Here is a 13619-nt window from a genome sequence, read left to right as displayed (position 1 = left end):
TCCTTATTATTTGAGATCTGCTAAATAAGCATCATTGATCGCAATAACTTTTTCCATAGCATCGTGCCCTGGAGCTCCGATCGTATTACGTTTTTCAACACATGTTTTCATGCTGATCGCTTCGTAAATATCTTCTTCAAAAACAGGGCTGATCTTCTTATATTCTTCAAGAGACAGATCATCTAAAGGAATCTGTTTGTCGATGCAAAGAAGTACAAGTTGTCCAACGATTCCGTGAGCATCACGGAAAGGTACTCCATGATTTACAAGGTAATCAGCAGCATCTGTTGCGTTTGTAAATCCATGTTTTGCACTGCCTTCCATCTGTGGTTTGTTAAATGTCATAGTCTTCATCATTCCATTAAATAAAGAAATACATCCTTTGACAGTATCGATCGCATCGAATGTAAGTTCTTTATCTTCCTGCATATCTTTATTATATGCTAGTGGAATTCCTTTCATTGTTGTAAGGATAGAAGTTAGAGCTCCATATACACGTCCTGTCTTACCACGAACTAATTCAGCAATATCAGGATTCTTCTTCTGAGGCATGATACTGCTTCCTGTACTGAATCCATCGTCGATAGATACGAATTTATATTCATTAGAGTTCCAGATGATAATTTCCTCGCTGAAACGGCTTAAATGCATCATGATCGTAGATAAAGCAGATAAAAGCTCAATTACATAATCACGGTCGGATACAGAATCCATACTGTTTAGTGTAGGACCATAGAAATCAAGCAGAGAAGCTGTTTGTTCACGATCTAATGGGTAAGTTGTACCTGCAAGAGCACCAGCTCCAAGAGGACAGTAGTTCATTCTGTCAAAAATGTCATTTAAACGGCTGTAATCTCTCTTAAACATTTCCATGTAAGCTCCGACATGATGAGCAAGAGTGACTGGCTGAGCCTTTTGAAGATGTGTAAATCCAGGCATAAATGTATCAATGTGTTCTTTCATGATACCATGAAGTGTTTCCATTAATTCTTTTACTAAACCTTTGATCTCAACAACTTCATCTCTTGTATAAAGTTTCATATCTAAAGCAACCTGATCATTACGGCTTCTTCCAGTATGAAGTTTTTTACCGACATCACCGATACGATCGATAAGATTTGCTTCTACAAAGCTGTGGATATCTTCATATTCACTTGTGATCTCAACAGCTCCAGATTCGATATCATTTAAAATACTATTTAAACCATCAATAATCTGATCACGTTCTTCTTCTGTTAATACACCAACACTTGCAAGCATCGTAACGTGTGCAATACTTCCGCGGATGTCCTGTTTATAAAATTTCTGGTCAAAGGAAATAGATGCGTTAAAATTGTAAACTAACTGATCTGTTTCTTTTGTGAAGCGACCGCCCCATAATTGTGCCATAAGTGTTTTCCTCTTTTCTGTATATATTTTTATTTTTTATCATAAAATCAAATGAATTTACTTTTCTATTTTACATGAAATAGCAGTATTTTGCTACAAATTTTTCAAATCAAAGGAAAAAATTGAGGGATTCTTAAGAAAAAATAAATAAGATTCTCTTTAATAAGAAAGAATATACTCGAAGAAAATAACGCACAATAAAAAGAAAGTTAGAAAAATGGATGGGTGGTTATGAAAATAAAATATCAAATAGAAAAATATATGATTTTATTTGCAATTGGAGGAATGGCATATTTTTTACTGGAAGTTTTGGTACGTGGATATTCTCATTATTCTATGTTTTTATGTGGAGGAGCATGTTTTCTTTGTTGTGGACTTTTAAATGAGAATATGAAGATAAAAATGAGCTTTATCAGTCAGATGGTTTTATCAGCTTTGATCATTACGGCACTGGAGTTTATCACAGGTCTCATCGTTAATATATGGCTGAAAATGGATATATGGGACTATTCACAGCTCCCATATAACTTTATGGGGCAGATCTGTTTGTTATATTCCATATTCTGGTTTCTTGTATCAAGTGTAGCGATCGTGCTAGATGATTTTTTGAGATATAAAATATTTAACGAAGAAAAACCACATTACAAGATTTTTTGATCAATGGATATGACAGGAAAGCTATCGACATTTTTAAGAATTTCTGCTAATCTAATATAGGTATAAAAATAGATTGGAGGAATAACAAAATGAAAATTACAATGGGAAGGACAATGAAGATCGTTGTAGCGGTTTTGATCGTAGCAGTTCTTGCGTTCGTTATGCTTTCACCATATTCTTTTGAAAAATATACTGCATCATCCAAACTGATTCAGGTTACATCAACAGATACTGTAACAAAAGATGCTAATGGAAAGAAGCAGCAGCAGGTATACTCATTTAAACAGGGAGATAAAAAGTATACAGAAATCGTAAATGTTTTAGATCAGTATTCTTATCACTATACAACAAAAACATTAACGAATTCATCCCAGATGGGAGAATCAAGTAAGCCACAGATGATCATGTTATTTGGAAAGAAGATGCTGGTTATCAGTGATTCAGGAGAAATCCTGTTAGACGATCATGTATACCGCATGGGATATTCTGGCGGAAAAGATGCTAAAAATATGATGAAAAGCATTAATAAGATTTTAAAAAGTAAATAAAATAATATAAACTATATAATAGGTAATGGAGGAAGACAAGATGGGATTTGAACGTCTTTATAAGAATTTGATCGACATTATCAAAGAAGAACAGGCAAAACTTGGATTTCGAAGAGAAGCAATCCGTTTATATTATCCTTTAAGTTCCTTAAATCATTTCTTTGAAACAGAATATAGTGAAGAAGAGATGTTGAATAAACTTCAGGAACTACCGGATTTTATTAAGGAGACATTAGGAGATATCAAAGTTACCAGTAAAAAGGAGAGATTTTGTTTCCATATTCCAGAAGAAGGAAGCAGTTATGTTCATGACAACACAAAGCCAAATGAATTTATTAAAGAGCTGGTGGAACTTGTTGGACAACATGGATGTAAGATAGAAGATATCATTGCACTATTTAAAGAACATAATAAAGATATCGTTGTAGAAGAAATCAACAATGGAGAATTCGATTACCTGATCCGTTTTCCGAAAGAAAATGAAGATCCATATTATTATTGTTTCCACGATGAAGGATGTCATATCATCTATCATCGCTTTTTACCAGCAGATTATGAAGATTTTGATTTTTAAGACAGTATTCTTGCAGTCACAAACAAAGAGATCAGAGACAAACTGTCTAAATGGAATGCAGACATCATGGGAAGTGATATGGATTCACAGAGCTAAAGAAGAATTTGAAAGCGAAGAAGGAAAAGAAGCTTTTGAAATCTCTTGGAATTGAAGGAGAATATGCAGAAGGTGCGAAACGTAAAGATAATTGGGTGTATTATGTTGAATAAATTAGCCAGTACCATTTAACATACATACCCATAGTGGTTTCGATAACCAAAAAAGCCTGAAGATAATCAATTCTTCAGGCTTTTTTGCAACTTTATATTTATTTTTAAGGTAGGTAGGATAGCAAGTTAAAATTTAAACTGCTTTATTGTATTGTTGTATGTTTGTTAAGTATATCTTACAGATATTCGTGATCTGCAAGTACGTTTAAGATGTTATGTCCTTCCTGAACACCATCAATGATTCTTCTAGCACGAACACTATCACCAATGTTAACAATTTCAACGTTAGTATCAGCGAATGCTTCACGGATTTCATCAAGAACAGGAGCGTTCGCTCTCATTCCTAAGCATACGAATCCATAGTCAAATGGCAGATCTTTTTCTTCTCCATCAACTTTTACTGTAAATGCATCAGATTTCACTTCGCAAAGAGCAGTGTTAGTCATCTGGTTTACATGATGTTCTCTCATTAATGTGTTTGTTCCACATTTAGATACTGGATCTAAGTCTTTACCGATCTGAGGCATCATTTCTACGATGCTTACCTGCGCACCTTTAGGAGCGAAGTATTCAACAACGTCAAGACCTACAGCTCCACCACCAACTACAACGACTTTCTTACCTGTGCAGTCTTCTGGATAATCAGCTAAGTGGTTGATCATTCCTGTGATAGAAGCTACTTTAGATCCTTCTTTGTCGATGTGGTCATGTAATCCTTTGATTGGTGGAAGTAAAGGATTAGAACCTGTTGAGTTAACGATGATGTTTGGATGCAGTGCTTTAATTAATGGCAGAGTTGCTTCCTGTCCTTTGAAGATAAACAGGTTTGTTAATTTAGAAGCACGGTTTACAAGGTAGTCAGGGAAATCTCTTAAACGTTTCTTATCTGGAATCTTAGAGATTTCAACAGCTAATCCACCAAGGTGATCGTTCTTTTCAAATAAGAATGTAGTACATCCAACTTCAGCAGCTGTACAAGCAGCTTCAAGACCAGCAGTACCACCACCGATAACAACTACGTTACAAGGTTTATTTACTTTTTTCTTCTTATAGTCAAATCCAGAGTTTACAGTAGGGTTTACTGTACAACGGATAGGACGGTTAACTCCGATACGGTTTCCAGCACATCCAACGTTACAAGAGATACATTTTCTGATCTCATCTTCACGTCCTGTAGCGACTTTTTTCACCCAGTGAGGATCTGCGATCAGTCCACGACCCATACCGATGATATCAGCATCACCGCGGTCTAAGATATCGTCAGCGACACGAGGATCACGGATGTTACCCATAGTTACACAAGGTTTGTTGTATTTTTCTTTCACAGCTTTTGCCATGTAAGATCTCCAACCATCTTTTAAGTAGTTCGCATCGATCTGGAACTGAAGAGAACCATTTAATCCAGCGGATACGTCAAATGCATCAACTTCTTCCTGGAAGTAAGAAAGTAACTCTAAAGTATCTTCTAATGTGTTTCCACCTTCCATCAGTTCATCAGCACTGATACGAACGAAGATAGGGAACATAGGACCAACCTGTTTACGAACTTCTTCAACAACTAATTTTGTGAAGCGGGCACGGTTTTCTGGACAGCCACCGAATTCGTCTGTACGTTTATTCGTTGTAGGGGACATAAACTGGCTTAATAAGTAAGAATGTCCTGCATGAATCTCAACACAGTCAAATCCACAAGCCTGTGCACGAGCAGCAGCTTCTCCATATTTTTTTACAATTTCATAAATTTCTTCTACTTTAAGAGGGCGAGGGATTTCTCCACCTGCTTTTGATGGGATATCAGATGCAGATACTGGCTGCATGTTTGTTCTCTTAGACTGAGCAGAAGCACCAGCGTGGTTTAACTGAATACCAACGCAAGCTCCGTGAGCGTGTAATGTTTCACATAATTTGAAGAAACGTGGCATATAGTTGTCATGATCGATACGGATCTGAGTTGTTCCGTTAGATCCAAGTGGTGAATCAACACTTGCGTTTTCAACCATGATCAGACCAACTCCGCCTTTTGCTCTTTCTGTATAATAATCAATGTGTAAGAAACTCATTTCACCTGTCTGTTCACCATAGTTCGTTCCCATTGGTGTCATCATGATGCGGTTTCTCATTGTCATGTTCTTAATTGTTAATGGTGTGAAAATGTTTTTATAATTGCTTTTCATTAGAATTGAACCTCCAAAAAATTAAATCCAAAAATCAAAAAATTAAATTCCATATAATCTGAGGTTGTTAGAATCATAAAAATTTGGGTAAATGATTTATGATGGTTTTAGTATAACATACGGTTAATTATTTAACAAATAAATCTTTTTTGAAAAATCAATAGGGATTATCTATGGTTTTTTTTGTAAAGTCAATAAACTTACGAACGGCAGGGATCATTGGCATATTTTTAAGATAAGCCATATAAACAGTGTGGTATGGCTTCACATTACTAAGATGTAGGATTTCTACATCATATGCTTGTAAAGATTCTACATGGGCAACAAAACCGATTCCAAAATCTTCTGCAACAAGAGAAGCGATCGCATTTTCATCGGATGATTCAAAAGCAATGGAAGGTTTGATATGGTTTTGTTTATAAATGGAATTAGTAAAACGTCCAAGACCAGAGGTTCTATCATAACCAATAACTGGATAATCAAGCAAATCTTCCAAAACGAGATCTTTCTTATATTTTAATGGATGTTCCGGTGGGGTGATGATGACCATTTCTTGGTTAACAACAGGCACAAACTCAACTTCTGGTTCATTAGGAACGAGAGAACCAAAGACAACATCATATTTTTCATTTTTGAGATCGGCGATCAGATTTCTTGTGATCTCCTGGCTTAGAGAAAATGTGATCTCATGATTTTCCTGTTGATTTAGAAAACTACGCACTAATCTTGGAATATAACTTTTGGCAAGTGGAAATACATAGCCGATATCAATATGTCCGCTAGAGTTGCTGGCTAAGGACTTCATTTTATTCTCTGCAACTTTGATTTCTTCTATAATACGGTTCACATGTTCCAAAAAGATGGAACCGTATTTGGTCAGTTCGATATTACGACCATTTTTCTGAAATAAAGAAACACCAAGTTCGTCTTCAAGATTGGCAATGGAACGGCTTAAACTGGGTTGAGAGATATTTAATTCTTTTGCAGCCTGATGATAATGTTGTAATTGTGCAACTTTTTGAAAATAATACAACTGATTTAAATTCATACATACCTTCCTTATTATATTAATTGATGGTTAAGATCATTATAACATAATTGATAGCTTAAAGCTATCAAAAAACGCCAAAAGATATATTGGAAGTATCAATCATTATGGAATATAATATAGCCATAAGGTTGTTAAAAAATTAACTTTTGGGTGAATGAAACTATTAACAAGCATATTATTAAGGAGTAAAAATTATGGCAGAGAGAATCACAGGACATACTGAATTAATCGGATTAATGGCTTATCCAATCAGACATTCAAGCTCACCTGCAATGCACAACGAAGCATTTGCAACATTAGGACTTGACTATGCATACTTAGCATTTGAAGTTGACAACAGCACATTAGAGGATGCAGTAAAAGGTCTTCGTGCATTAAAGATGGTTGGATCAAACGTATCTATGCCTAACAAAACAGTTGTAGGACAGTATTTAGATGAGTTATCTCCAGCTGCAAAAATGGCAGGAGCTGTTAACACGATCGTAAATGATAACGGAAAACTGATCGGACATATCACAGATGGTATCGGATACATGCAGTCATTAAAAGACAACGATATCGACGTGATCGGTAAAAAAATGACAATCGCTGGTGCTGGTGGAGCTGCTACAGCAATCGAAATCCAGGCTGCATTAGATGGTGTCAAAGAAATGTCAATCTTCAATATCAAAGATAAATTCTGGGCGAACGCTGAAGAAACAGTGAAAAAGATTCGTGAAAACACAGACTGTGTTGTAAATCTTTATGATCTTGATGACAAAGAAAAATTAAGAGAAGAGATCGCAGACAGCTACTTATTCGCACAGGCAACCGGTGTAGGAATGAAACCATTAGAAGGACAGTCTGTTGTTCCTGATGAAACATTCTTCCGCCCTGACCTGATCGTAACAGATACAGTTTACGCTCCAAGAGAGACAGAAACATTAAGACTTGCTAAGAAAGCTGGATGTAAGACAATGAACGGTCTTGGAATGATGTTATTCCAGGGAGATGCTGCTTTCCACTTATGGACAGGAAAACATATGCTAATCGATCATATGAAAGAAGTATTGTTTGTTAATTTAAGATATGATGTTTTATTAAAAAATACTGAAAATCAGTAAAGAATATAATCTGTGCATAGATTTTTAAGAATTTATGTACAGATTCTTTGCATTTCTATAGTTTCGTCTTGCCAATATCAAAAACGTATTATAAAATAAATAAGATAATATTAAAAAAGATATATAAAAAAGGAAGATAAATTATGTTTCAGAAATTCTATCCATCCGAAGATATCAGAAGTACCTATGATATTGATTTCGAACGATATTACCAAGAAGGATACCGAGGAGTGATCTTCGATGTCGACAATACGTTAGTACCACACAATGCACCTGCGGATGAACGTGCAAAGAAATTGTTTAAAAGACTGGATGCGATCGGTATGCAGTACTGCTTTACAAGCAATAACAAAGAACCAAGAGTCAAAGCTTTCTGCGAAGCGGTTGGTGGAAAGCATTATGTATACAAAGCCAATAAGCCATCTGTGAAAGGCTATGAGACAGCAATGAAACTAATGGGAACGAATAAGAAGAATACATTCTTTGTAGGAGATCAGTTGTTTACCGATGTTTATGGAGCAAACAGAACAGGATTACATAGCATCTTAGTCACACCAATGAATCCAAAAGAAGAGATTCAGATCGTGTTAAAACGTTATCTGGAGAAGATTGTACTGTGGCAGTACCGTAAGAAAAAACATTAATTATATTTCATTTCAAAATAAAAAACACGAGTCAGATAAAATAAATACTGACTCGTGTTTTAATTTTAATTCTTATATTTTTTTATTTCTATCTGGATCTTAGATGAAATCCTGACGTTCTAATGCAACTAAGATGTCACGACCTTCTTTTACACCTTCAATGATACGACGTGTCTGAGCACTGTCACCGATGTTAAGAACTTCAACACCTTCATAGATGAAGTGGTTGTATAATTCCTGAAGAGAAGGAGTTGCAGACTGCATTCCAAGACATACAAATCCATAATCAAAGTCTAATTCAAGATCTCTATAGTCATGTTTTACAATAAAGCTATGTTCTTTTACTTCTAATAAAGAAGCGTTTGGATACTGAGTTACTTTATTTTTATTCATGAATTCAATAGAACCAGTCTTTGTGATAAAGTCAAGGTTTTCACCAAAGTGAGCTTTCTGCTCAACGATTGTTACATCAGCTTTTCTAGGAACAAAGAATTCAACAACGTCAAGTCCTACGTTACCACCACCGATAACAACAACTTTCTTTCCTGTTAAATCTTCAGGATAAGAATCTACATGATCTACAAGATCAAAAATTGTAGATACGTTTCCAGCTTCTAAGTTTTCCTTTAATCCAGGAATATTTGGAAGAAGTGGAACAGATCCTGTAGCATTTACAACGATATCTGGTTTGAAACCTTCAATGAATTCAATAGAAGCTTCTGTATTCTTGCAGATAAACAGATTTTTAAGTTTCATTGCACGACGTTCTAAATACTGTGGGAAATATCCAAGACGCTGTTTGTTTGGCATCTTTCCTACACGGCGGGCAAGTCCTCCAAGTTCTCCGGATTTCTCGATAAGAACTGTAGAACAGCCAACTTCAGCAGCTGTACATGCAGCTTCAAGACCAGCAGTACCACCACCAACAACGACAACGTTGCAAGGTTTCTTTAATTTCTTATTTTTGTATAAGGAACCTGAAACAAGTGCAGGGTTAATGCTGCATCGAATAGGTTCATCACCTAAAGTTGCTGTACATCCATTATTACAAGAAATACAACGATTGATATCATCTGTGTTACCAAACTGAACTTTGTTTACCCATTCAGGATCAGCAATCAGTCCACGTCCGATAGCGATCAGATCGGCTTCCTCATCTTCAAGAATACGATTTGCAACTTCTGGTTCACGGATATTACCGCTTGTCTGGCAAGGTTTACCAGTTTTTTCTTTAATGGCTTTTGACATATAAGATTTCCATCCATCTGGAAGGTAATCTGCGTCATACTGGTACTGAATAGAACATGTAAGTCCAGCAGAAACATCAAATACGTCAACATAATCTTTGAAATATTCAACAATCTCTAATGTATCATCTAATGTGTTACCACCTTCAGCAAGTTCATCAGCACTGATTCCTAAGAAGATAGGAATATTTTCACCAATTGTCTCACGAACAGCTTTTAATACTAATGTAGTGAAACGTGCACGATTCTCTTTAGAACCGCCGAATTCATCAGTACGATCATTTGTTGTTGGAGATAAGAACTGGTTTAATAAATAACCATGTCCGGCCTGAATCTCAATAGCATCAAATCCTGCTGTAACTGCACGTTTTGCTGCTTCGGCAAATTTGTTAACGATTGTATAAATCTCATCGGTTGTTAATGCTCTTGGAATATCTCCACCAACTCTTGATGGGATATCAGATGCAGATACTGGCTGGATGTTTGTCATCTTACCATTCGCTGCAGATCCAGCATGGTTTAACAAAATGCTGACTTTAGACCCACAGTCATGAATGCTTTCGCATAATCTGTAAAGACCAGGAATGTAATTGTCATGGTCAATACGAAGCTGATAAGCACCGCTTGCACCCTGTGGTGAATAAACGCTTGCTGCTTCAATAGTGATCAGACCAGTTCCGCCTTTTGCACGCTGTTTATAATAATCAATGATTCTCTCATTTACTTCTCCGGTATGCTCAGCAAAATTTGTTCCAATGGGAGTCATGACAATACGATTTCTTAATGTCATAGATTTTACTGTGTACGGTTCAAATAATTTACGGAAATTCTTTGCTGCCATAATTATGATCCTCCAATATGTTTAATAGTTTTCTAAGAATAATTATAGCAAAGTGAATATATAAATGCAATGAAGAATGTGGTATACTATTTATAAATAAATTTTATGGATTGGGAGATCATAGATTATGAATTTGAATCATTTATACTATTTTCGGGCATTAGCAAAGGAAGAACACTATACGAGAACTGCTGATATGCTGTCAATTACACAGCCAAGTTTAAGTCATGCAATTTCATGTCTTGAGGGTGAATTAGGGGTAAAATTATTCGAAAAACAGGGAAGAAATGCAAAATTAACAAAATATGGAGCTTTATTTTTAAGATATGTAGAACAATCTCTTGATATGCTAGATGAAGGAAAAAGAGTTTTAACAGAAACTTCAGGAATCAGCGGCGGATTTATCGATATGGGGTATATTTTTACACTGGGAAGTCATTTTATTCCAAATTTGATCAAAAGCTATCTTGAAGAAAAAGGAGAAAATCATATCAGATTTTCTTTTGGACAGGGAACAACGAAAAAAATCGTAGAAGAATTAAAGGATGGGAAGTACGATCTTGCATTTTCTTCCTATATAGAAGGAGAAGATGAATTGGAGTTTATTCCGGTAGGACAGGAAGAATTGGTTCTTATTATGCCAAAAGATCATCCGTTGACAGAGAAAAAAGAGATTGATCTTATGGATACTGTTGATTACGATTATGTATATTTTACAAGAAACAGTGGATTAAGACCGGTGATCGACAGTTGTTTTTCAAAGATTAAGAGACAGCCAACGATTGCATATGAAGGTGAAGAAGATTCTTCAGTAGCAGGTCTTGTCGCAGCAGGATTTGGAATTGCGATCGTACCAAAAATTCCGTTGCTTGATACGATGGATATCTGTATCCGTCCAATTGTATCGCCAGAAATTGAACGATATATTTATCTTGTATTAAAGAAAGATAAATATCTGACACCAGTTGTAAAGGATTTTATTTCATTTATTACAGAACAAAGTGAATTTGCTTAAATTATAGATGCAATGAATTGAAAAAAGATAGAAATGTATGATATACTATTTAAGGCCATACTTTGTATTTATGAAAAGATGGAATATTTAGGATAGAAAAGGAAAGAACAAGAAGATGAGTCAGTTAGAAGAGATTAGAGAGAGACTGGATCTGTGTGATAAGAAGATTGTCTCTGTATTAGAAGAGAGAATGGATATCATCAAAGAGATCATGGTCTACAAGAAACAGAATGGATTACCAATCCTTCAGCCGGAACAGGAAAAGAGACAGCGCAAGATGCTGCTCACTCATGTGGATGAGAATACATATAAGGATGAGATTCTTGATATCTTTACATATATTGTAGAGAACAGCAGAAGAATTCAGGCAAAGACATTGTTTACACATAATATCTTGCTGATCGGATTTATGGGAGCAGGTAAGAGTACTGTTTCTACATATTTGAGTAAGATTCTTGCTTCCCCACAGGTTGAGATGGATGAAGAGATCGTTAAGAAGGAAGGAATGTCTATTAATAAGATTTTTGAGGAATATGGAGAAACATATTTCAGAAACTGTGAGACTAACCTTTTGATCGAACTTCAGAAGAAGAACAACCAGATCATTTCCTGTGGTGGAGGGGTCGCACTTCGTGATGAGAACGTTGCAGAGATGAAGAAGAATGGAAAGGTTGTTTTATTAACAGCATCACCAGAAGTAATCTTAGAGCGTGTTAAGGACAGCGATGACAGACCATTATTGCGTGGTAATAAGAATACAGAATTCATTTCTAATATGATGGAACAGCGTCGTCCAAAGTATGAAGCAGCTGCAGATGTTGTAGTAAATACAGATTATAAGACAGTAGAAGAGATTGCTGAAGAGATCGTCGTAAAGCTAACAAGAGGCGATAACTAAAAAACATATATATTATTTTCAAGATCAGATGATCAGATGGAGGAAGAAGCAATGCATGGATTTACTCAGTACACACCAACAAGGATTATTTTTGGTAAAGCGACTCAGAAACAGGCAGGAGAGCTTGCTAAGAGATTTGGAGCAACCAAAGTATTTGTTGTATATGGTGGAGGAAGTGTTGTAAGAAGCGGATTGTTAGATCAGGTTACAGCATCATTACAGGAAGCTGGGCTTGATTATATGACGATCGGAGGAGTAAAACCGAATCCGAGACTGTCATTTGCAAGAGAGGCAGTAAAGAAATCCATTGAGTTTGGAACAGATTTTGTATTGGCAGTCGGAGGTGGAAGTGTCATTGATACTTCAAAGGCTGTTGCACATGGAACTGCCAATCCAGAGACAGATATCTGGGAATTCTGGTCTAAGAAGCAGACGGTTACGAAGTCCCTTCCAGTCGGAGTTGTACTTACACTGGCGGCAGCCGGAAGTGAGACAAGTGATTCAGCGGTTCTTACGAATGAGGATACAAAGATCAAACGAGGACTTTCTACAGATTTTAATCGTCCGGCATTTGCGATCATGAATCCTGAGCTTACATACACATTACCAAAATATCAGGTTGGATGTGGGGTTGTAGACATTATGATGCATACACTGGATCGTTATTTTACTCAGACAGAGAATAATGAATTGACAGATGAGATCGCAGAAGGATTACTTCGTACCGTGATCAGGAATGGTGCTGTTGCGATCAAAGACTCTCATGATTACAATGCGATGAGTGAGATCATGTGGGCAGGAAGCCTTTCACATAACGGAATCACAGGTCTTGGAGCTGAGAAAGATTTTGCAGTTCATCAGTTAGGACATGAGTTAAGTGCGAAGTTTGACATTGCACATGGAGCAAGTTTATCTACTGTGTGGGGCGCTTGGGCAGCTTATGTATATGATGCGAAACCAGCAAGATTTGCCCAGTATGCAAGAAGAGTCTGGAATGTTGAAGAAGCAGACGATGTGAAAGCAGCTCAGGAAGGAATCAAGAAAACAGTCGCATATTTTGCATCACTTGATATGCCGACAAGTTTCAGCGAAGCAACAGAGATCGGCTTAAAAACAGACGAAGAAGTGAAGAAAATGGCGCATGGATGTTCTTATGAAGGAACCAGAACGATTGGATCATTTAAGGTCTGTGATGAGAATGATATATACGAAATCTATAAATTAGCAAATAAATAGTTGATTCAACTATAGATTTAAGATAAAATAAGA

12 protein-coding genes and 1 pseudogene are annotated in these 13619 nt (G+C 36.2%); 9 read left to right on the top strand and 4 right to left on the bottom strand.

The window, feature by feature from the left end:
- Window positions 1-6: 6 nt before the first annotated feature.
- Entirely contained in the window at window positions 7-1389 is a 1383-nt protein-coding gene (argH, locus tag OCV53_RS10410) for an argininosuccinate lyase (protein WP_055198166.1), read from the bottom strand.
- 231 nt (window positions 1390-1620) lie between these two features.
- Between argH and OCV53_RS10405 the strand changes: the two genes are divergently transcribed.
- The 4 genes and pseudogenes from OCV53_RS10405 to OCV53_RS10390 form a co-directional block, all read left to right on the top strand.
- Window positions 1621-2046: a putative ABC transporter permease gene (locus OCV53_RS10405; RefSeq protein ID WP_022375415.1), complete on the top strand. Its 426-nt coding sequence runs from the start codon at window positions 1621-1623 to the stop codon at window positions 2044-2046.
- A gap of 89 nt (window positions 2047-2135) precedes the next feature.
- Window positions 2136-2594 (top strand): hypothetical protein, encoded by a 459-nt coding sequence (locus OCV53_RS10400; RefSeq protein ID WP_022375414.1) that lies wholly within the window; start codon window positions 2136-2138, stop codon window positions 2592-2594.
- Window positions 2595-2634: 40 nt separating this feature from the next.
- Entirely contained in the window at window positions 2635-3168 is a 534-nt protein-coding gene (locus OCV53_RS10395; RefSeq protein ID WP_022375413.1) for a DUF3877 family protein, read from the top strand.
- 6 nt (window positions 3169-3174) lie between these two features.
- Window positions 3175-3377 (top strand): annotated as a pseudogene (locus OCV53_RS10390) (diguanylate cyclase); the annotation flags it as partial.
- A 176-nt stretch (window positions 3378-3553) separates the two neighbouring features.
- Here OCV53_RS10390 and OCV53_RS10385 read toward each other — a convergent pair.
- Both OCV53_RS10385 and OCV53_RS10380 read right to left on the bottom strand, forming a co-directional pair.
- On the bottom strand, window positions 3554-5551 hold the full coding sequence (locus tag OCV53_RS10385) for an oxidoreductase (RefSeq protein ID WP_055198164.1): 1998 nt from the start codon (window positions 5549-5551) through the stop codon (window positions 3554-3556).
- 157 nt (window positions 5552-5708) lie between these two features.
- On the bottom strand, window positions 5709-6599 hold the full coding sequence (locus OCV53_RS10380) for a LysR family transcriptional regulator (protein ID WP_055198162.1): 891 nt from the start codon (window positions 6597-6599) through the stop codon (window positions 5709-5711).
- Window positions 6600-6796: 197 nt separating this feature from the next.
- On the opposite strand from OCV53_RS10380, the gene OCV53_RS10375 reads away from it, so the two are divergent.
- Together OCV53_RS10375 and OCV53_RS10370 are read left to right on the top strand one after the other, a co-directional pair.
- Complete coding sequence (locus tag OCV53_RS10375; protein WP_055198161.1) at window positions 6797-7705, top strand: shikimate dehydrogenase; 909 nt, start codon at window positions 6797-6799, stop codon at window positions 7703-7705.
- A gap of 143 nt (window positions 7706-7848) precedes the next feature.
- Window positions 7849-8349, top strand: a complete 501-nt coding sequence (locus OCV53_RS10370; protein ID WP_022374477.1) for a YqeG family HAD IIIA-type phosphatase — start codon at window positions 7849-7851, stop codon at window positions 8347-8349.
- 99 nt (window positions 8350-8448) lie between these two features.
- On the opposite strand, the gene OCV53_RS10365 is transcribed toward OCV53_RS10370, so the two are convergent.
- Entirely contained in the window at window positions 8449-10437 is a 1989-nt protein-coding gene (locus OCV53_RS10365; protein ID WP_055198159.1) for an oxidoreductase, read from the bottom strand.
- A 127-nt stretch (window positions 10438-10564) separates the two neighbouring features.
- Here OCV53_RS10365 and OCV53_RS10360 point away from each other — a divergent pair, with 127 nt between their 5' ends.
- The 3 genes from OCV53_RS10360 (at window position 10565) to OCV53_RS10350 (ending at window position 13586) form a co-directional block, all read left to right on the top strand.
- The gene (locus OCV53_RS10360; RefSeq protein WP_055198157.1) at window positions 10565-11452 is read left to right on the top strand and encodes a LysR family transcriptional regulator; all 888 of its coding nucleotides are present in this window, start codon (window positions 10565-10567) and stop codon (window positions 11450-11452) included.
- Window positions 11453-11567: 115 nt separating this feature from the next.
- A complete protein-coding gene (locus OCV53_RS10355) occupies window positions 11568-12350 on the top strand; it encodes a shikimate kinase (protein WP_022374474.1) in 783 nt (260 codons plus the stop codon).
- Window positions 12351-12401: 51 nt separating this feature from the next.
- On the top strand, window positions 12402-13586 hold the full coding sequence (locus OCV53_RS10350; protein WP_242852159.1) for an iron-containing alcohol dehydrogenase: 1185 nt from the start codon (window positions 12402-12404) through the stop codon (window positions 13584-13586).
- Window positions 13587-13619: the final 33 nt, after the last annotated feature.

It is taken from the genome of Anaerostipes amylophilus (genome assembly GCF_025567365.1).
Lineage (GTDB): Bacteria > Bacillota > Clostridia > Lachnospirales > Lachnospiraceae > Anaerostipes > Anaerostipes amylophilus.
Note: the sequence above shows the minus strand (reverse complement) of the source record. Positions and strands in the feature narration are given on the sequence as shown.

Bases quoted from the DNA above. Each gene is read 5' to 3' on its own strand.
- OCV53_RS10405 (WP_022375415.1), top strand. From the start codon at position 1,621: ATGAAAATAAAATATCAAATAGAAAAATATATGATTTTATTTGCAATT.
- OCV53_RS10360 (WP_055198157.1), top strand. From the start codon at position 10,565: ATGAATTTGAATCATTTATACTATTTTCGGGCATTAGCAAAGGAAGAA.
- OCV53_RS10350 (WP_242852159.1), top strand. From the start codon at position 12,402: ATGCATGGATTTACTCAGTACACACCAACAAGGATTATTTTTGGTAAA.
- argH (WP_055198166.1), bottom strand. From the start codon at position 1,389: ATGGCACAATTATGGGGCGGTCGCTTCACAAAAGAAACAGATCAGTTA.
- OCV53_RS10355 (WP_022374474.1), top strand. From the start codon at position 11,568: ATGAGTCAGTTAGAAGAGATTAGAGAGAGACTGGATCTGTGTGATAAG.
- OCV53_RS10375 (WP_055198161.1), top strand. From the start codon at position 6,797: ATGGCAGAGAGAATCACAGGACATACTGAATTAATCGGATTAATGGCT.
- OCV53_RS10370 (WP_022374477.1), top strand. From the start codon at position 7,849: ATGTTTCAGAAATTCTATCCATCCGAAGATATCAGAAGTACCTATGAT.
- OCV53_RS10385 (WP_055198164.1), bottom strand. From the start codon at position 5,551: ATGAAAAGCAATTATAAAAACATTTTCACACCATTAACAATTAAGAAC.
- OCV53_RS10400 (WP_022375414.1), top strand. From the start codon at position 2,136: ATGAAAATTACAATGGGAAGGACAATGAAGATCGTTGTAGCGGTTTTG.
- OCV53_RS10365 (WP_055198159.1), bottom strand. From the start codon at position 10,437: ATGGCAGCAAAGAATTTCCGTAAATTATTTGAACCGTACACAGTAAAA.
- OCV53_RS10380 (WP_055198162.1), bottom strand. From the start codon at position 6,599: ATGAATTTAAATCAGTTGTATTATTTTCAAAAAGTTGCACAATTACAA.
- OCV53_RS10395 (WP_022375413.1), top strand. From the start codon at position 2,635: ATGGGATTTGAACGTCTTTATAAGAATTTGATCGACATTATCAAAGAA.